At 69.5% G+C, this 17,612-nt stretch carries 19 protein-coding genes and 2 pseudogenes; 6 read left to right on the top strand and 15 right to left on the bottom strand.

Going from position 1 to position 17,612, the window contains the following annotated elements; translation table 11 throughout:
- The first annotated feature begins 26 nt into the window (after positions 1–26).
- Complete coding sequence (locus tag SNOUR_RS16720) at positions 27–1,703, top strand: succinic semialdehyde dehydrogenase (protein ID WP_067347823.1); 1,677 nt, start codon at positions 27–29, stop codon at positions 1,701–1,703.
- Positions 1,704–1,951: 248 nt separating this feature from the next.
- A complete protein-coding gene (locus tag SNOUR_RS16715; RefSeq protein ID WP_067358393.1) occupies positions 1,952–3,850 on the top strand; it encodes a GMC oxidoreductase in 1,899 nt (632 codons plus the stop codon).
- Positions 3,851–3,949: 99 nt separating this feature from the next.
- Here SNOUR_RS16715 and SNOUR_RS46215 read toward each other — a convergent pair whose 3' ends face one another.
- Both SNOUR_RS46215 and SNOUR_RS16705 read right to left on the bottom strand, forming a co-directional pair.
- On the bottom strand, positions 3,950–5,017 hold the full coding sequence (locus tag SNOUR_RS46215; RefSeq protein ID WP_067347821.1) for a cell wall protein: 1,068 nt from the start codon (positions 5,015–5,017) through the stop codon (positions 3,950–3,952).
- An 874-nt stretch (positions 5,018–5,891) separates the two neighbouring features.
- On the bottom strand, positions 5,892–6,218 hold the full coding sequence (locus tag SNOUR_RS16705) for a chorismate mutase (protein WP_067347820.1): 327 nt from the start codon (positions 6,216–6,218) through the stop codon (positions 5,892–5,894).
- Positions 6,219–6,479: 261 nt separating this feature from the next.
- On the opposite strand from SNOUR_RS16705, the gene guaA reads away from it, so the two are divergent.
- Positions 6,480–8,066, top strand: a complete 1,587-nt coding sequence (gene guaA, locus SNOUR_RS16700) for a glutamine-hydrolyzing GMP synthase (protein ID WP_067347818.1) — start codon at positions 6,480–6,482, stop codon at positions 8,064–8,066.
- A 165-nt stretch (positions 8,067–8,231) separates the two neighbouring features.
- On the opposite strand, the gene SNOUR_RS16695 is transcribed toward guaA, so the two are convergent.
- A complete protein-coding gene (locus tag SNOUR_RS16695) occupies positions 8,232–8,801 on the bottom strand; it encodes an SRPBCC family protein (RefSeq protein WP_067347816.1) in 570 nt (189 codons plus the stop codon).
- Between the two features lie 155 nt (positions 8,802–8,956).
- Here SNOUR_RS16695 and SNOUR_RS43025 point away from each other — a divergent pair.
- Positions 8,957–9,415, top strand: a pseudogene (locus SNOUR_RS43025) (class II aldolase/adducin family protein); the annotation flags it as partial.
- A gap of 227 nt (positions 9,416–9,642) precedes the next feature.
- Here the strand turns inward: SNOUR_RS43025 and SNOUR_RS46995 are convergent.
- From SNOUR_RS46995 to SNOUR_RS16640, 12 genes are all read right to left on the bottom strand, one after another.
- Entirely contained in the window at positions 9,643–9,990 is a 348-nt protein-coding gene (locus SNOUR_RS46995; RefSeq protein WP_067347814.1) for a hypothetical protein, read from the bottom strand.
- Between the two features lie 110 nt (positions 9,991–10,100).
- Positions 10,101–10,223 (bottom strand): hypothetical protein, encoded by a 123-nt coding sequence (locus SNOUR_RS48355; RefSeq protein ID WP_312632599.1) that lies wholly within the window; start codon positions 10,221–10,223, stop codon positions 10,101–10,103.
- 109 nt (positions 10,224–10,332) lie between these two features.
- Positions 10,333–11,154, bottom strand: a complete 822-nt coding sequence (locus tag SNOUR_RS43020) for a S1 family serine peptidase (RefSeq protein ID WP_079142722.1) — start codon at positions 11,152–11,154, stop codon at positions 10,333–10,335.
- A gap of 411 nt (positions 11,155–11,565) precedes the next feature.
- Positions 11,566–12,303, bottom strand: a complete 738-nt coding sequence (locus SNOUR_RS16680; protein ID WP_067347809.1) for a hypothetical protein — start codon at positions 12,301–12,303, stop codon at positions 11,566–11,568.
- Positions 12,304–12,417: 114 nt separating this feature from the next.
- The gene (locus SNOUR_RS16675; protein WP_067347806.1) at positions 12,418–12,615 is read right to left on the bottom strand and encodes a hypothetical protein; all 198 of its coding nucleotides are present in this window, start codon (positions 12,613–12,615) and stop codon (positions 12,418–12,420) included.
- Positions 12,616–12,992: 377 nt separating this feature from the next.
- A complete protein-coding gene (locus SNOUR_RS16670; RefSeq protein WP_067347803.1) occupies positions 12,993–13,202 on the bottom strand; it encodes a hypothetical protein in 210 nt (69 codons plus the stop codon).
- Positions 13,203–13,297: 95 nt separating this feature from the next.
- Positions 13,298–14,146 carry a helix-turn-helix domain-containing protein gene (locus tag SNOUR_RS16665; RefSeq protein WP_067347800.1) on the bottom strand — a complete coding sequence of 283 codons (849 nt, stop codon included), beginning with the start codon at positions 14,144–14,146 and terminating at the stop codon, positions 13,298–13,300.
- A 12-nt stretch (positions 14,147–14,158) separates the two neighbouring features.
- A complete protein-coding gene (locus tag SNOUR_RS16660) occupies positions 14,159–14,677 on the bottom strand; it encodes a DUF6879 family protein (RefSeq protein ID WP_067347798.1) in 519 nt (172 codons plus the stop codon).
- Positions 14,658–14,921 carry a hypothetical protein gene (locus SNOUR_RS16655; RefSeq protein WP_067347795.1) on the bottom strand — a complete coding sequence of 88 codons (264 nt, stop codon included), beginning with the start codon at positions 14,919–14,921 and terminating at the stop codon, positions 14,658–14,660. The genes SNOUR_RS16660 and SNOUR_RS16655 overlap by 20 nt, the downstream gene beginning before the upstream one ends.
- Positions 14,922–15,263: 342 nt before the next feature.
- Entirely contained in the window at positions 15,264–15,470 is a 207-nt protein-coding gene (locus SNOUR_RS16650; protein WP_067347792.1) for a hypothetical protein, read from the bottom strand.
- A 263-nt stretch (positions 15,471–15,733) separates the two neighbouring features.
- The gene (locus SNOUR_RS16645; RefSeq protein WP_159425871.1) at positions 15,734–15,895 is read right to left on the bottom strand and encodes a hypothetical protein; all 162 of its coding nucleotides are present in this window, start codon (positions 15,893–15,895) and stop codon (positions 15,734–15,736) included.
- Between the two features lie 205 nt (positions 15,896–16,100).
- Positions 16,101–16,316: a hypothetical protein gene (locus tag SNOUR_RS16640; RefSeq protein ID WP_067347787.1), complete on the bottom strand. Its 216-nt coding sequence runs from the start codon at positions 16,314–16,316 to the stop codon at positions 16,101–16,103.
- Positions 16,317–16,425: 109 nt separating this feature from the next.
- On the opposite strand from SNOUR_RS16640, the pseudogene SNOUR_RS43015 reads away from it, so the two are divergent.
- Both SNOUR_RS43015 and SNOUR_RS43010 read left to right on the top strand, forming a co-directional pair.
- Positions 16,426–17,255 (top strand): annotated as a pseudogene (locus tag SNOUR_RS43015) (helix-turn-helix domain-containing protein).
- Positions 17,252–17,458, top strand: coding sequence for a DUF397 domain-containing protein (locus tag SNOUR_RS43010; protein WP_079142721.1), 207 nt, complete (start codon positions 17,252–17,254; stop codon positions 17,456–17,458). The pseudogene SNOUR_RS43015 and the gene SNOUR_RS43010 overlap by 4 nt, the downstream one beginning before the upstream one ends.
- The last annotated feature ends 154 nt before the right edge of the window (positions 17,459–17,612 follow it).

Below are 17,612 nucleotides of genomic sequence, written 5' to 3'. Positions count from 1 at the left end.
GGTCCCGGGCGAATACGCTCGCCCGCATGACGGACTCGCAGGACACCGGAACCGCCTCCGCCACCGACGAGGCCCACCTGGACGCCCCGGCGCCCCCGGCCGCCCTTCAGGCGCCCTCCGGCGGCAACCCGGTCGTGCTCGCCGCAGCCGGCACCCGCACCGCCGCGGACGTGGTCCCCCCGGAGGTGGCCGCCCGCCTCACCCGGTGCGTGGTAGGCAGGGGAAGCACCGCCAACCACACCCCGTTCACCGGGGAGAAGCTGGCGGACCTGCCCGAGTCCACCCCCGAGGACGTCGCCACCGCCTTCGAGCGGGCCCGCGCCGCACAGGAGCGCTGGGCGAAGGTCCCGGTCAAGCAGCGCGCCGCGGTCCTGCTGCGCTTCCACGACCTGGTCCTGCGCCGCCAGGCCGAGGTGCTGGACCTGATCCAGCTGGAGACCGGCAAGGCGCGGCTGCACGCCCACGAGGAGGTGCAGGCGGTCGCCGTCGCCGCCCGCCACTACGGCCGCAAGGCCCCCGCCTACCTCCGTCCCAAGGGCCACACCGGCGTCGTGCCGACGCTGACCAAGGTCACCGAACTCCGCCAGCCGCGCGGCGTGGTGGGGCAGATCGCCCCCTGGAACTACCCCTTCGAACTGACCGTGGGCGACGCCCTGCCGGCCTTCGTCGCGGGCAACGCCGTCGTCATGAAGCCCGACACGGAGACCGCGCTGACCGCCCTGTGGGCACGCGAGCAGCTGATCGAGGCCGGGCTCCCGGAGGACGTCTGGCAGGTGGTGATCGGCGACGGTCCGGTCGTCGGCCCGGAGGTCGTCCGGCACGCCGACTACGTCTCGTTCACCGGCTCGACCCGCACCGGCCGCGAGGTCGCCCAGGGCGCCGCCGCCCGGCTCGTCGGCGTCTCCCTCGAACTCGGCGGCAAGAACGCCATGTTGGTGCTGCACGACGCCGACGTGGAGAAGGCCGCCGCCGGCGCCATCCGCGGCTGCTTCTCCTCCGCGGGCCAGCTCTGCATCTCCATCGAGCGCCTCTACGTCCACGAATCCATCGCCGACGCCTTCGTCGAGCGGTTCGCGGCCCGGACGAAGGCGATGCGGCTGGGCAACGCCCTGGCCTACGGCGCCGACATGGGCTCGCTGGTCGGCGCGCGCCAGCTGGAGACCGTCACCCGGCACGTCGACGAGGCGGTGGCCAAGGGCGCCCGGGTGGTCGCCGGCGGCCGGCCCCGCCCCGACATCGGCCCGCTCTTCTACGAGCCGACCATCCTGGACGGCGTCGAGTCCCCGATGGCCGTCTGCGGCGAGGAGACCTTCGGCCCGGTCGTCTCGATCTACCGCTTCCGCGACGAGGACGAGGCGGTGGCCCGCGCCAACGCCACGCCCTACGGCCTGAATTCCAGCGTGTGGACCAAGGACGGCCGGCGCGGCCGGGCGATCGCGGCGCGGCTGCGCACCGGCACGGTCAACGTCAACGAGTCGTACGCGGCCGGCTACGGCAGCGTGCAGTCGCCGATGGGCGGAATGGGCGACTCGGGTCTGGGACGCCGGCACGGCTCCGAGGGCATCCTCAAGTACACCGAGGCGCAGACCGTCGCCCAGCAGAGGCTGATGCCGCTGGCGCCGGCCTTCGGGATGGACGACGAGAAGTACGCCGCCTTCATGACCCGCAGCCTGCGCGCGATGAAGGCCCTCCGCCTGCGCTGAACGGCATTCAGCCCCTCGGGCGCGCGAGGGGCGGGGCCCGCGCGCAGCCGCAGATTCAGCCCCTCCGACGATCGAGGAGCGGGGCCCGCGCGCAGCCGCACATTCAGCCCCTCCGGCGATTGAGGAGCGGGGTCCGGGGCGGAGCCCCGAATACGGATACGGAGGTACCGGTGCCACAGGAGAACGCTGCTCAACACCCCACCCCGGACGGGGAGTCCACCGAAGCCGACCACAGGACCACCGGCCACGTGGGCGCCGCCCCCGAGGACGCCGCCGAGGACCCCGGCCACGAGTACGAGCACGACTACGACTACGACGTGATCGTCATCGGCTCCGGCTTCGGCGGCTCCGTCTCCGCCCTCCGCCTGACCGAGAAGGGCTACCGCGTCGGCGTCCTCGAAGCCGGCCGGCGGTTCACCCGCGAGACCCTGCCGAAGAACTCCTGGGACCTCAGGAACTACCTGTGGGCCCCGGCGCTCGGCCTCTACGGCATCCAGCGCATCCACCTGCTGGGCAAGGTGATGGTGCTGGCCGGCGCCGGGGTGGGCGGCGGCTCGCTCAACTACGCCAACACCCTCTACGTCCCGCCGAAGGCGTTCTTCGACGACCCCCAGTGGCGCCGGATCACCGACTGGCAGCAGGAGTTGAAGCCGTACTACGACCAGGCCCGGCGGATGCTCGGGGTCCGGCTCAACCCGACGATGACCCCGTCGGACGTCCACCTGAAGGCGACCGCGCAGGCCATGGGCGTCGGCGACTCCTTCCACATGGCGCCGGTCGGGGTGTTCTTCGGGGACGGCGAGGACGCCGCCGGCTCGGCCCGGGCGAGGCCGGGCGAGGAGGTCCCCGACCCGTACTTCGGCGGCGCGGGCCCGTCCCGCCGGGCGTGCACCGAATGCGGCGAGTGCATGACCGGCTGCCGGCACGGCGCCAAGAACACCCTCACCGAGAACTACCTCCACCTCGCCGAGAAGGCCGGCGCGGTGATCCACCCGATGACCTCGGTCGTCACGCTCACCGAGGACTCCCGAGGCGGCTTCGCGGTCAGGACGCTGCCCACCGACAACAAGAAGAAGGGCCGACGAGGAGGGGCGGCGCGATGGGGGTCCCCCCGGACGAAGTCTGGGGGAGCCTCGGTGAGGAGTGGTGGTCGGGAGACGGGTGGGCGGACCTTCACCGCCCGGCGGGTGGTGCTGGCCGCCGGCACCTACGGCACCCAGACGCTGCTGCACCGCATGAAGGACAGCGGGCTGCTGCCGTACCTCTCCGACCGCCTCGGCGCGCTGACCCGCACCAACTCCGAGGCGCTGGTGGGCGCCCAGACCACCAGCCGCCGCTACCGCCAACGGCACGGCGCCGACCGGGTCGACTTCACCAAGGGCGTGGCGATCACCTCGTCCATCCATCCCGACGAGAACACCCACATCGAGCCGGTCCGCTACGGCAAGGGCTCCAACTCCATGGGCGGCCTGACGATCCTTCAGGTCCCGTACCGGCCGGCCGGCCGGGTCCTGGGCTGGGCCGGCAACATGGTCCGCCACCCGGTGCTGGCGCTCCGCTCACTCTCCAACCGCCGCTGGTCCGAGCGCACCATCATCGGCCTGGTGATGCAGTCCCTGGACAACTCCCTGACCACGTACCGCAAACCGCGCGGCCTGGGGAAGGGCCTGCTCACCGCCCGGCAGGGCCACGGCGCCCCCAACCCCGACCAGATCCCCGAGGCCACCGAGGCCGCCACCCTGCTCGCCCAGGAGATCAACGGCTTCGCGGGCAGCAACGTCGGCGAGCTGATGGGCACCCCGCTGACCGCGCACTTCCTCGGCGGCTGCCCCATCGGCGCGGACGCCGACCACGGCGTCATCGACGCCTACCACCGCCTCTACGGCCACCCGGGCATCTCGGTCGTCGACGGGTCCGCGGTCTCCGCCAACCTCGGCGTCAACCCCTCCCTGACGATCACCGCCCAGGCCGAGCGCGCCATGTCCCTGTGGCCCAACAAGGGAGAGGCGGACCCCCGTCCGGCCCCCGGGCGGCCGTACGTGCGGGTGGCGCCGGTCGAGCCGGTCCGCCCGGCCGTCCCGGCATCGGCCTTCGGCGCGCTCAAACTGCCGTTCCTGCCGGTCCCTTCGGTCCCGCCCAAGGAGTAGCCGCGGACGGGCGGAGAGCCGCGCCCCGCGGGGCGACCCTCCGCCCGTCCTACGGTGCGGTGCGCGTCGGGCAGTACGCCTCATGCGCTCCGCGGCGCGTCACGCGCCCGTGCCGCCGGTCGCCCCGCGCCGCCGGACGGCGAAGACCGCCCCGGCGCCGACGGCCATCGCCACGCCGCCCACCAGGCCGATCGTCGGCAGTGCCGACGAGGAACCGGTCGCGGCGAGGTTGCCGGTCACCGGCAGCCTGTCCAGGTCCTTCCCGGGCCTGCCGGTGGCGACCGGCCTGACGTCGCCCTGCGGGCCCGGCTTGTTGCCCGGCTTGCCGGGCTCGGCCGGCGGGACCTCGCCGGGCCTGCTGCCGGCGGGCAGCACCGCGAAGTCGTACCACTGCTCCTGTGACGAGCCGCAGGACCCGTCCTCGTTGTAGTAGTCGCCCGCGACCAGTGCGAACCCGTCACCGGGCGGGGCGCTCTCGTCGGCGCGGATCCGCATCGTCAACTCGGCGGTCCGGTGCGCTTCCAGCGCGAACCAGCCGAAGTAGTCGCCGTCGGACCACTCGCCGAACGCGGTCCACCTGCCGGTGTTCGGGTCCTGGTACTCCAGGTGCAGCGAGGCCCCGGGGCGGTCCGCGCCGTCCTTCGGCGGCACCGCGAGGACGAATGGGTAGACCTCGTCGAGCTTCTTGTCGGTGGTGTTCGCCAGCTTGATGGTGAACCGCGACCAGTCGCCGCCGGCGACCAGCTTCGAGGGCAGGTTCGCCACGGTGACGTCGAGGGACGCGTCGTCGATGGTGCACTCGGGCTCGTCGGAGGGGGTGGCCGACGGGGTGCCCGGCGCGGTCGGGGTGGCCGACGCGGTGGGCCCGGCGGTGGGGGTCGGCGTGCTGGTGCCGCCCGGGGTGGCCGAGGCCGACGGCGTGGCGCCGCCCTCGCCGCCGGGCGGGGTCTCACCGCCCGAGGTGGCCTCCGCGCCGCCGGCGGGGGTCTCGGCCGTCGGGGTGGGGGTGCTGCTCCGCTCCGGTCCGGGGGCGGACGGCGTCGCGGTGACGCTCGCGCTGGGCTCGGCGTCGGGACCGGTCGCGTGGGCGGCGGGAGCCGCCATGAGGGCGGCGGGGGCTATGACGGCCGTCGCGGCGACGGCCGTCAGGGCACGGCGGAGCTTCATCCAGAAGACCTCTCGGGTCCACGGTGCCGTGGCGTGGCACATCGGGGTGCCGGCCGTCGCGGTGGGGCGCGGTATGGCCGTGCGTTGTCAGGTACGTGACCACGCTTGGCCGAAAAAAGTTGTTCGCTCAACTGAAAAGATCGCCGTGATCCCGGTCACACGTTTCACGGTCGCCCCATGGGCAACGCACAACCGGCCCACAGCGAAGGGCCCCGGAATCCGTCCGCGAGGGGGGAACGCGGAGGCTGCGGGGCCCTTGGCTTTCGGTGCCGGCGTCAGGGCAGCGCCGGCACCGACGTGCGGCGCTGGGGGGGGGGTAGCGCCGCTGGCTCATCGGGGTGGTGCGGATCGGTGCGGGGTGGTGCGCGGTGTCCCGCTCGCGCTCTGGTCTGGACCAATGGCGTGCGAGGTGAAGGCTCGCACCGGAAGCGGTCTGCGGTTCGTCAAGCATCGTCCAGGATGCGCCTCACCTGGCGCAACCGTTTCGACCGGATGCGGTCGGTCCCGGGCGTCCCCAGGACCGACCACCCCATCGGTGTGACCGGGCTGCTGTCCCCTGCTGACCGGTCACGGACCGGAACGAGGTCCCACGACGCGGACCGCTGCCAGCGGCCGGCGTCTCATCGCTCCGGCTTTCCGCCCGTGGGGCGGCGTCTACGCGTAGTCCTGCAGGCCGCGCCTGGCTGGCGTGGCACCGGGAACAACGAACCCTCTCGGCGCCCGGTCACGCGCCGTACGGGTGAGAGGGCACCCGAACTCAGTTCCAGCCGGGCCCCCACTCGGCTCCCACCCGGAAACGGGCCGCGGGACCGATCGAATCCGGCCTCGCGCCCGGCCTCAAGCCCGGCCGTGCGTCCGGCCCGGGGCACCGACCTCAGACCCGGCCCCGGGAGAGCTCCAGCAGGGTCATCGCCAGCGCGGTGCCCGACCGGCCGAGCTGGTCGCTGTAGTGCGCCAGCACCTCCATCTCCCGGGAGAGGTTCAGCCGGGGCCCGCCGGAGGCGATCCGCTCGCGTTGGATGACCGCCGAGACGGCCATCCGTTCTTGGATCAGCCCGATGATCCGCCCGTCGAGATCATCGATCCGATGCCGGGCGTCCCGGATCACCTCGGTCGCCGCAGGGGTGTGCGCACCGGAGTCCGGGGCGGCGGTGACGGTGGTGGCGGGCGTCGTCCGCGCGGTGTTGTTCGGCGTGGTCATGTCCGTTCCTCCTGGGGTGAGGGCCCCTGGAGCCCTGGCGACCGCTACGGTCCCGGACAAACACCAGCGCCCCGGACCGTCATCGGCCCGGGGCGCCTGGGGAAGTCGTGTGGTAAGTCGATCAAGCAGCACGACCATGGCAGCCGGACGGGCCGGTGCCATAGGTAAAAGCGAAGCTGTACTGCTGGAACATGGCGTTCAGTATGAGCCCGTTAGAATCGAAAGTCCAACCCCGCTCCACACCGCCGGAAGGCCGCCGAAGTGCCATCAGCGCCCCCTGCCGCCGCACCGGACGTCGTCCTCGTTGTCGACTTCGGCGCACAGTACGCCCAGCTCATCGCCCGACGGGTCCGAGAGGCCCGGGTCTACAGCGAGATCGTGCCGTCCACCATGCCGGTGGCCGAGATGCTCGCCAAGAACCCCAGCGCGATCATCCTCTCCGGCGGTCCGTCGTCGGTCTACGCCGCCGGCGCCCCCAGCCTCGACCGCGCCCTGTTCGAGGCCGGTGTCCCGGTCTTCGGCATGTGCTACGGCTTCCAGCTGATGGCCACCACCCTCGGTGGCACGGTCGACAACAACGGTGCCCGTGAGTACGGCCGCACCGCGCTGACCGTCAGCAAGCCCGGCTCCACCCTCTTCGAGGGCACCCCCGCCGAGCAGTCGGTGTGGATGTCGCACGGCGACGCCTGCTCCGCCGCCCCCGAGGGCTTCACCGTCACCGCGTCCACCGACCTGGTCCCGGTCGCCGCCTTCGAGAACGACGAGAAGAAGCTCTACGGCGTCCAGTACCACCCCGAGGTACTGCACTCCACCCACGGCCAGCAGGTCCTGGAGCACTTCCTCTACCGCGGCGCGGGCATCGAGCCGACCTGGACGACCACCAGCGTGGTCGAGGAGCAGGTGGCCGCGATCCGTGAGCAGGTCGGCAGCAAGCGGGCGATCTGCGGGCTGTCCGGCGGCGTGGACTCCGCGGTGGCCGCCGCCCTGGTCCAGAAGGCCATCGGCGACCAGCTCACCTGCGTCTACGTCGACCACGGCCTGATGCGCAAGGGCGAGACCGAGCAGGTCGAGAAGGACTTCGTGGCGGCGACCGGCGTGCAGCTGAAGGTCGTCGACGCCGCCGAGCGCTTCCTGAACGCGCTCAAGGGGGTCTCCGACCCCGAGCAGAAGCGGAAGATCATCGGCCGGGAGTTCATCCGGGTCTTCGAGCAGGCCCAGGCCGAGCTGGTCGCCGAGGCCGGCGCCGAGGGCGAGGAAGTGGCCTTCCTGGTCCAGGGCACGCTCTACCCGGACATCGTCGAGTCCGGCGGCGGCACCGGCACCGCGAACATCAAGTCGCACCACAACGTCGGCGGTCTCCCCGACGACATCGAGTTCGAGCTCGTCGAGCCGCTGCGCCAGCTGTTCAAGGACGAGGTCCGGATGGTCGGCTCCGAGCTGGGCCTGCCGGACGAGATCGTCCACCGCCAGCCGTTCCCCGGTCCGGGCCTGGGCATCCGCATCGTCGGCGAGGTCACCCAGGAGCGCCTGGACCTGCTGCGCGAGGCCGACGCCATCGCCCGCGAGGAACTGACCGCGGCCGGTCTGGACCGCGAGATCTGGCAGTGCCCGGTGGTCCTGCTCGCCGACGTCCGCTCGGTCGGCGTCCAGGGCGACGGCCGCACCTACGGCCACCCGATCGTGCTGCGCCCGGTCTCCTCCGAGGACGCCATGACCGCGGACTGGACGCGGATGCCGTACGAGGCCCTGGCCCGGATCTCCACCCGGATCACCAACGAGGTCGCGGACGTCAACCGCGTCGTCCTGGACGTCACCAGCAAGCCGCCGGGCACCATCGAGTGGGAGTGACCTCCCGCTGACGCCCGACGGCGACGCCGCCGCTCATCGGTTTGAGCGGCGGCGTCGCCGTTTCCGCTCGTTACGCCGGCGGTACGGCCCGGCTCATCGCCTCCGCGGTGACCCGGGGCGGCGGCGCGCCCGACCACTCGGCGCCGCTGCGCGGCGTGGAACCGCTCAGCGGTCACCGGCGCGCGCGGCAGGCCCGGCCGCAGGGCCGGAACCGGCCGGTCGGGCCTCCACGGCCACCGCCAGCCGGTCCAGCGTCGTCGCCATCGCCGGGACCATCCGCCGCGGATAGCCGGGGAGTTCGATGGTCAGGCGGGGAAGCCGAGCCCGCGACCAGTCGTAGGTGTGGGTGACCCGGGTCCGGGCCGGGCGGGAGCCGTCCCCGGCGGACAGCTCGTGCAGCGCGAACCGCCAGCGCTGGCCGCCGACCAGCCGCCGGCCACGGAACTCGCCCCAGGTCTCCCAGGCGATCAGCCGGTCCGGCGCGTACTCCACCACCACGTTCACTGAGCGGTAGGCGACCCCGGCCTGTGCCATCGCCATGCCGAACCGGTCGCCCGGACCCAGCGGCGCCGGCCCGTCGGGGTGCCCGCGCAGCATGCCCGAGCCGTCCAGCGCGGCGTGCCGGGCCGGGTCCCGGAGGACGGCGAAGATCTGCTGCGGGGTGGCCGCGAGCTCCCGGGTGACGGAACGGGCGCGGGCGGGGGTGGGGGTGGCCAGGGCCGTGGTGGTGCGCATGGGGTGCCTCGTCTCTCCTCGTGCCGCGGAGGGCGGCGAACAGGAAGACGACGCGGCGGCGCGTTTTGTGACGACGCGGGCCTGGTCTCCGATGCAAGCGGAGGGTAGCTTCCGCCCGAGCGCCGTGAGCCGTACGCGCCAGGAGGAGAACCGCGATGCCCGAGCCGACGCCGATACCCACCGAGCAGCTGCAGTTCGCGATGCCGCCGCGGCACACCGGGGTCGAGGAGGAGCGGCGGCACCGCAAGGAACGCCTGACCGCGGCGCTGCGCCTCTTCGCGCGGTACGGCTTCGAGGAGGGCGTCTCGGGCCACATCACCGTGCGGGACCCGGAGTTCACCGACTGCTTCTGGGTCAACCCCTTCGGCGTCTCCTTCGCGCTGATGACCGTCGGCGACCTGATCCTGGTCAACGGCGAGGGAAAGGTCGTCGAGGGCCGCCACCACGTCAACCAGGCGGCGTTCACCATCCACGCGCAGGTCCACCGGGCCCGCCCGGACGTCGTCGCCGTCGCCCACAGCCACTCCACCCACGGCCGGGCGCTCGCCGCCCTCGGGGAGCCGCTGGACCCGATCACCCAGGACGCCTGCGCCTTCTACGAGGACTACGCCTTACGAGGTCAAAGTAGCACACGTTTCCGCAGGTCAGCGGCCTGCGGTAGCCGAAGGGACATGCCATGGATGAGACGTTGGACCAGTGGATTGCCGAACAGGTCGCCCGCGCACCGCAGATCCCGGACGAGGCGCTGCGAGACCTGGCCCGCACCCTCGGCATCGAGCTGGACTAGAGCACTTGCCACCGCCAACGGGCCCCCACCACACGGTGGGGGCCCGTTGCGCATTCAGTGCGCGCCCAGATGTATGCGTGCCGCTTCCACGAAGGCGGCACGGTACCCCTTGAACGTCTCCCAGATGCCTTCCGGCTCCTCATCCTGCTCATGCATGAACCGGACGCAGGCAGTCAGCCTCTCGGCCTCTGCCGCAGGCCCGATCCCCTCAAGGTCAATGAGGTTGTACGCGCTCTGCGTCTCGGTGTACGCCCGATCGGTTGCCTTGAGGGCTTCATCCTTGGTGTAGTCACCGCGCCATCGACGCCAATCGCAACGCGCTTCGGCATCGGCGGCTGCAAGGAAACGGGCGTAAGTCTCCCGATGCGCAAGGTAGATCTGAGTCCTGTCGTGCGCCGCCACCTTCCACCTCCACGGTTGCTGTGCATGCTGAAGCGCCGAGACACCTTGGCATGACCAGCGTGAGTCGAGAAGAGGCAGGGCAACATGCTTCGGCGTTGGCCTTCAGCGGCTTACTTCTTGTCTCCGCCGCTGGGCTGGGGTGCGGGGTCGCGGGGTGCCTCCGGGGGCATGGGGCCGCCGTCGTGTTTCCCGCCGTCCGCCTCGGCGACGGCCGTCAGAATGACGGAGGCCACGAGTGAACGTCAGGGAGGCGGTCGGACGCCCGGTCAACGGCTCCATGTTGGCCGCTCACCTGAATGTGCCTGACCGGACGGGCCCGCCGGCACCTGGAGGAGCTGGCCGTCAGCTAGCGTTGGCCCTGATCCAGGCTTGATAAGCGCCGATTCGGGTGACAACGGTCGGATACCCCAGATAGTTGCCGAAGCCGAAGGATGTCACTCCGATGTCTAGGAGCCGGTTGTTGTGGATGAATTCCACGGGGCCGCCGAAGTCCCCGAGGGCGACTGCTGACGTGGGGCTTTCGATGCACGACTGGGTGTTCGGATTGAGGGGGATGTTGCTGCCTGCGGCGCGCTGGCATGTGTCGGTGCTGACGACCCGGACGCGTGCTACTCGCAGGTTTGTTGAGTAAACGTTGGGATTGTTGGGGTCTGTTCGACCAAACCCACTGATGCGAGCCTCGTGGCCAACCCATGAATTCGAAGTGCCGTCCAGCGCCACCGGTTGGACTTGATTGCTGAACCGGAGAGCAGCTGGCAGTCGCAGCAATGCGATGTCGTTACGGATTCCACGGCTGGGGTCGGGCGTGAATCCGGGATGGATCTTGATTGCCTGGACATGGTGTTTGGGTGCTGTTTGGAAATCTTTCGTCTGGGTGACCCCCACAATCACCTGCAGGTCGGCAACGTTGGTGCGGTATGCGCACTGAGCGCTGGTGAGGATGTATCTGTTCGAGATGATCGCGCCGCCGCATCGGAGATGGTACCTGGTTCCGCTCCGCAGGAAGATAGTTGCTTGATTGGGCACTTCTGTCGGCTGGGCGGCTTGGCTAGTCCCTTCGATTGCGTAGGCCGGGAAATCGGCGGTGGCGGCAGGCCCGCAGAAGGCGAAGATGACGGAGAACAGGGAGAGTAGGGCCAGACGGCTGCGGATCGTGACTTTCATGACTGATCACGTCCTTTCCTTGACGGGTTGCCGAAAGCCAGACCTCGGCTTGCCTCAATGCGCCGGGGATAGGGTCTTTGGACTGCCACCTTCGTCGCGACCGTGTGGTCCTGGGGCAGGCTGTGCATCACCTTGGTGCGGTGCGCGGTGGCCTGGGCCCGGTTGGCTACCTGCCGGGCGATGTCATTGGCCATGACCTTCACGGCTACCGCCGGCGCCGCAACGCGTTCGCGGCCAATCGGCCCGCTCCCACCAGTGCGCCCCGCGCCAAGGGTCCACCCGTCGCGAGATCGTCAACAAGACGCGGCGTCAACTCGGCCACATTTAGTCAGAGGTGGATGGTAAGTGGTGTTCGATTCATCGTCGCTGAGACGTATTCCGACACTTCCGATCTCTCGGAACTTGACGGGGTTAGTCAGCTGCCAGGTCTTCCGCCTTGGCGCGCAGGGCCGCTGTCACCTCTGTCATGCGAAGCGGGTCCGGTCGGGGGTGTATCCACTGGTTCTGAGGGTGGGCGGATTTCGGGAGCGGGGCGGAGCGGAGGAAGTCGGTGAAGGTCTGGTCGGCCCATGGTGGCACCCAGGCCCCGGATCGGCAGACGTAGGCGAGATTGAAGGTGGTGGGGGGTGGGCTGCCGTCGTCGATGGTCATGGCTACGTCCACCAGCGGGTCTTCGCGGGGGCGATCCATGGATTCGCGCCATGGCGGGAAATGGACGTGTAGCTGGGTGCCTGCCCAGTAGTGCGCCAACATCCAGTTTTCACACCGGATGCCGTCGCCGCTGGTCTTCCAATGCTCGAAGCTGCTGTGGTTCGTTCGGTACCCGGCGTCATGATGCGCGTCGTATAGGTGGACCGACTCCCACGCGCCATCGCCGCCGACGTTCGACGGCCACAACTGCCCAGCCCACGCGTTGCTGTCGGCGTAGATCAACGGGGCACCGGGGGTGAAGGCGAAGCGGTCCCAGAAGCCTTCCCAGCCGCTCACGGTCGGCAGCTCGACCCCCGCCGCCCGGAAGCGCTCCGCCCGCTCCAGCCACACGACCTCTGTGTGGTGTTCGTCCTCGGCCACGGGCCAGCCGAACAGCTCGGGATGGCCGCCGTCCGGGCCCCCGGCGTCCGGGGTCGGGAAGAAGTAGTCCCAGTCCACTACTAGTAGGTGCACGCCGCCGCCCTCGGGTTTCCGTCGAGTGGCTATCGGCCACTCGGAACCGGCTACGCCCGGTCGGGAATTCCGCGACCGGGCGTAGGTCGCTCGTTCAGATCAGTGGAGGTGGCCGGGCGAGCCGGAACCGCAGCCTCCGTCGCCGTCCTCAATGTCGGTGTTGTCGCTTCCGTGGCCCCCGTCGTCTTCGCCGCCGTGGGCGACGGCCATGTCTCGGGGGTGTCGGAAGGGGATGCCGCGCCAGCCTTCAGAGTCGGGGGTGCGCGTCTCGTACGTCTCCACTGCTTGAGCGCTCATGTACCAACCTCCTCTTTCGTGAGGGGCCGCGCCGCCGTACCGTCGATGGCACGGCCCGACGGTCCGCAGGTTTCCTGCGGTTGGGTCACCCGTCCCGGCTGCTCGACTGTCCAGGTTTCCGCCGCCGGGGCGGGAGTCTCATGTGCCGGTCATTTGGGCGCAGGCGTGGCAGACCCACATGCCGGGTGTCTCTTCTGCCATCTGGTGCCGGTGTCGGCAGAGCACTTACTGACGGCCCTTGGCTCGGCAGGTGGCGCACGGGTAGGGGCATGCGGGCACCGGCTGGCCCCGGGGGATCGCTGTGGTTCCGGAGGGGCCCCGCTGGGGCGCTTTGGTTCGGGCCGACTTGTTGGGGTGGTCGGCCGGCGTGGGGTGGGTCACGGCGTCTCCCGGTGTCCGTCGTGGTGGTGCCGGATTCCCCGGGCGGCGTTGCCTGCGGTTCGCCAGTCGCCGGCCTTCAGCGCTCGGTCCCGCATCTCGGCCCGCGTCGCGCAGTCGTCACAACCAGGGGCCGGTGTGCCCTCCAGGAGCCACTTGTCGATCGACAGCTCAATGGGCTTGGGGCTGTACCGGGTTGGGGAAGTCATGCCATCTCCGCGGGGCCTGGCGTCGTGCGGGTGACGGAAACCCTAGGAAGGTTGCCGGGGCCGCGCCCACTCGATTGCACTCGATTGCAGGTGGATCACCCGAGTGAGCGGATTGCCGCCTTGATCAGCCGGTGGGCTGAGGCTCCGTAGACCGCGGTATCGGCCAGCGTGGCAAATGTTTCGGCATAGGCGCGCACCTCGGTTGGCTGGGTGAGCGTGAGGTATCCCGAGACGAGTTCGACGTTGACCTGGGCTTTGTCATAGATCCAGAAGCCCTCTACGGGCATCCGGGGCCGGCCGGTGCGCATGGGGACCACTCCCAGACTGACACGAGGCGATGCGCCAACCGTGAGCAAATGTTCCAGTTGCTCAACTTGCGTATCCACACTGCCAAGGCTGGTCCGCAGGACCGACTCCTCCACCAGGAACGCGAATGTGGCGGAGCCTTCGTGTAGCACTCGTTGACGCTCCATCCGCACGGCCACAGCATCGGCAACGTCATCTGCGGTGACGCGTCGGCGTTGGACTGCACGCAGTACGTCTTCGGTATAACCGTGGGTTTGGAGTAGTCCTGGAACGAGCCAGGAGGAGTAGGCGCGGAACCACTGAGTTCGTTCGAACAGCGGCCGGACGGCTTCTTGGGCGCGGCGGAGTCCGCCGCGTTCCATCCGACGCCACTCGATCCACATGCCTTCGACGGTCCGGAGAGAGGCGATCAGGTCGTCGGTTTGGTCTTCCCGGTTGCAGGCGCGGCACCATGCGCGGATGTCGTCAGCGGTCGGCGATGTCTTGGCGGTGACTATTCGCGAGACTTTGGAGGGGTGCCAGCCGCAGGCTGCGGCGAGTTGCTGGCCTTCGAGCCCGGCGTCCTTGCACATCTCCCGAAGGCGATCTGCAAGGACTTTCCGGGCTTCATGAACGCTGGAGGACCCTGGTGTCGGCATGGTGCGGGACGGTCAAGCTGGCTTGTATTCCTCGTGCGGGGTGGCCCGCTGCCAGACCGCTTCAAAGGCTGTTCGTACTTGCTCGACGACAGGGGCGTCAGTACGCCACTCACGGTCAACTACGTTGCCATCGCCGGAGAAGTAGGTGAAGAGGACGGCGGTCCCGTCGAACATCCAGAGGTCTGTTCCGGGGAGGACGAGGTCGGCGGCTTGGCGGCGGGGCAGCCATCGGACCAGTTCGCCGGCCGCGACGTTGGCGAACGTCATGTCGTGCTCGTAGCGGATGTAGTCGGTTACCGGTTCGCTGACGACGCGGGCCCGGCGCATGACGACACCACGGGCCGTTGTCTCTGCCACAAGGTCCCGCCAAGAATCCCACCAGTCCGGCAACTTGCCGGGGTCGCCCTCGTACCTGTGCCCCGCCCGCCACCGTGCGAACTCCGGGTCATCCGGGGTGTACCTGTCGCGCATCTCTAGGTGAACGGCGGAGTGGCGCGCGTTGGTGATCCCTTCACGTACGGGGTACTTCACTGTGCCGGTCCTCCGTTTGGGGGATGTACTTCAGCATCACGGCGGGGAGCCGGATGATTGTCTCGTGCTCCGGCACGCTCGTGGAGTGGCTGGGGATGGATCCGACTTCCTGGCATGCCTTCACCTCATCCTCCGTGGCCTTGTAGGACTGGATCAGCAGGTCCCCGGTGTCGTCGTCTATCCAGATGGTGGGCGAGTCGTCAACGGGGGTGTTCGGGATGATTCCCAGGAAGCGTAGCTGCACGTCCGTCTCCCTCTGTCGATGCGATTGCAGTCGATTGCATGACCATCGCCCTACTGGTGTTGGCCGTCAAGAGGGCGCTTTGGACAGGAGGAAGCCCCTGCAGAATCCTTGCGGGGGCGTTGAACCGTTCCCCTGCCGGTATCTCACTTGGTGGGGGACCTCGTGATCGGTCATCCGGCAGGGGAGCGGTGTTCGTGGTGGGGCCGCCTGACCCGTAACTCCCCAGTTCTCGCAGGCAGCCCCGGCTCCGATCCTTCCGCACATGAAGGATGCATGGAGCGCTTCCCGGCCAGCGGCCGGGCCCGTCCGGGCGCCGTTCAGTTCACCGGGGGGCTTGTGGGCTCATGCTGCGGCCTCCTGTTGGCCCTGCTCCTGGCGCTCCAGCGTCTGGCGTTCGGCCGGCGTCGCGGGCATGCACCAGGAGGTGAGGGCATCCCATGGGGCGCGGCCCGGCCGGGCGATCACGAGGCAGTCCCCGTTGATGGTGGTGATGCGGCCGACGTGGCCTCGGGTCGTATCCAGCACGATTTCTCGTTCGGCGAAGCGCATGGCGTCTTCCCTGTGGTGGTGGGGGCCGCCCCGGCAGTGACGTACCCACGGGGTGCCGGGGCGGGGGTGGTGGCCGCCCCGGCCGGGCTGGGATGGGCCGGGGCGGCGTGGGAGTCCACCTGACGTGGCCTGCCCGACCGGAGCCGTCAGGTGGACTCTGTGCTCCCCGTGTCTCTCCTGCGGCGAGAGACCGGGAGCCCACGAGCGGGGGTGTGGGCTCAACCGCGGGGAGCGTGCCCGGCGGGATCAGGCCGCCGGGGGCTTCAGGGCCGCCGGTGGCGACCGCGCAAGATGGTCTGCTGCGGAACCAGTTCGGGGGCTCGCACGACCCGCGGCGCCACCTTGGCGGCCGCGCCGGGGGCACCGACGACCAGCGTGGCTCCGTCCTGTTCGCAGGTCCACACGGTGGCCGATTCCTGGGGCATGTCGTGCCAACCGAACGGGCAGGTAACGGGGTCCGCCCCGTCGATCACCGTTACCTCCGATTCGGTGGCCCGCTGGTCAGCGAGCAGGCGGGCTAGTAGGCGCTGCACGGTCGCCCCCGACCATCGGTCTTCTTGCCGCCGTTCGGGCCCTGCGACTGCTCGTTCCGCTTGCCGTTCTTCTCGCTCAGGTCGTCCGGCTGGCCGCTCACTGGCGCGCCGCCTTCAGGCAACGGGTCAGGCGAGCGGTCTGGCTCGGGGTGAGCTGCGGCGGGGCGACGCGGTGAAGGCGCATTCCGTCCTCCCACTCCGTCACCTGCACCGTGCTCGGGTCCGTCTTGACGCCGATCGCCCTCAGGGCGTCGTCGAACTGCGTGCCCGCGTCGGCGCACGCCTGGTACGGCGTGCGGGCAGGACTGGTCATGGAGCCCTCCTTGCCTTTCCGTAGCGCTTCCGCTACCGACAGCCCTCAGCGTGGCCTACAGTCAGGAAGTCCTCAACTTGCAGAGCCTGAGGGGGGAGTTGGAATCCACATGGTCAACCGCAAGGAACTCAAGCCTGATGAGTCGCCTAACGCGCGCTTCGGGGAGCGTCTGCGCAGGCTACGGGATGAACGAGGGTTGACTCAGGAAGAGTTAGCCGAACGTATGGGGTACTCCGATACACACATCTCGGCTGTGGAAAATGGGAACCGCTCCCCAACTCCCCGCTTTGCGAAAGCTGCTGATAAGGCACTCGGCACTGGCGATCGTCTCGAACGACAGAGCCACGCGACCCGGGGTAGTGCCTTGCTGGAAGGGTTCCCCGAGTTCGTAGACCATGAGGGACGCGCAGTGGAGATCCGCCTGTACGAGGTGGGTGTCATTCCGGGGCTGCTCCAGACACCGGAGTACGCAACAACGATCGCTAGGAGCGCGGTCAAGCGCGGAGCGATCACCCTCGATGAAGCGGATGAGCGGGTCTCGCTCGTCGTCAAGCGGCAAGCAGCGATTGCCCGTCCGCAACCTCCCATGATCCTGGCTGTGCTTGACGAAAGCTGCCTTCGCCGACCTGTTGGAGGCCCTGTCACCATGGGTGCGCAGTTGACCCGTCTCCTTGAGTTCGCTGCGTTGCCGCACACGGTGCTTCAGGTGGCTCCGTTCGCCATGGGGAAGACAGGCCGTTCACCCTGCCGATCACGGTGCTAACGCTGCCCGACTGCTCGTTCATGTCGTATGCCGAGTCGGCTCAACGGGCGCATCTTGAGCGGGAAAGCACCGCAGTGCTGCCCATACTGACGGCCTACTATCAGATGCAAGCCAACGCGCTGCCTCAGGCTGCGTCTGTGGCTTTGATCGAACAGCTTCGAAAGGGCACCCCGTGACTGAATCCTCCCTCCGATGGATCAAATCCTCATACAGCGAGAACGGCGGGCAGTGCGTCGAGGTCGCCACTAATCTCGTGCCTTCTCACGGTGTCGTTCCGATCCGGGACAGCAAGATCCCGGAGGGCCCCACCTTCGCCGTCTCCACCACGTCGTTTTCCTCCTTCATCGCAGCTGTCAAGGGCGACGCCTTCACCGGATGACCCGTACGCATCCTGGCGCAGCAGAACGGCCCCCTTCACCAAGCGCGATGGCGAAGGGGGCCGTTTCGTGTCAGGTGGCCTTACGTTGTTGGGCGGGTTGATCGAGCCATTCGTAGGGTTGGGTCGCCCAGGGGTGCTGGGTGTGGCTATCAGG

It is taken from the genome of Streptomyces noursei ATCC 11455, from assembly GCF_001704275.1.
Classification (GTDB): domain Bacteria; phylum Actinomycetota; class Actinomycetes; order Streptomycetales; family Streptomycetaceae; genus Streptomyces; species Streptomyces noursei.
The sequence above is the reverse complement of the archived record's forward strand: the minus strand, read 5'-3'. Positions and strand labels throughout refer to the sequence as shown.

Coding starts and splice junctions, on each gene's coding strand:
- SNOUR_RS16720 (WP_067347823.1), top strand. CDS start 27: ATGACGGACTCGCAGGACACCGGAACCGCCTCCGCCACCGACGAGGCC.
- SNOUR_RS46215 (WP_067347821.1), bottom strand. CDS start 5,017: ATGAAGCTCCGCCGTGCCCTGACGGCCGTCGCCGCGACGGCCGTCATA.
- SNOUR_RS16705 (WP_067347820.1), bottom strand. CDS start 6,218: ATGACCACGCCGAACAACACCGCGCGGACGACGCCCGCCACCACCGTC.
- SNOUR_RS16695 (WP_067347816.1), bottom strand. CDS start 8,801: ATGCGCACCACCACGGCCCTGGCCACCCCCACCCCCGCCCGCGCCCGT.
- SNOUR_RS43020 (WP_079142722.1), bottom strand. CDS start 11,154: ATGAAAGTCACGATCCGCAGCCGTCTGGCCCTACTCTCCCTGTTCTCC.
- SNOUR_RS16675 (WP_067347806.1), bottom strand. CDS start 12,615: ATGAGCGCTCAAGCAGTGGAGACGTACGAGACGCGCACCCCCGACTCT.
- SNOUR_RS16670 (WP_067347803.1), bottom strand. CDS start 13,202: ATGACTTCCCCAACCCGGTACAGCCCCAAGCCCATTGAGCTGTCGATC.
- SNOUR_RS16665 (WP_067347800.1), bottom strand. CDS start 14,146: ATGCCGACACCAGGGTCCTCCAGCGTTCATGAAGCCCGGAAAGTCCTT.
- SNOUR_RS16650 (WP_067347792.1), bottom strand. CDS start 15,470: ATGCGCTTCGCCGAACGAGAAATCGTGCTGGATACGACCCGAGGCCAC.
- SNOUR_RS16645 (WP_159425871.1), bottom strand. CDS start 15,895: ATGCCCCAGGAATCGGCCACCGTGTGGACCTGCGAACAGGACGGAGCC.
- SNOUR_RS16640 (WP_067347787.1), bottom strand. CDS start 16,316: ATGACCAGTCCTGCCCGCACGCCGTACCAGGCGTGCGCCGACGCGGGC.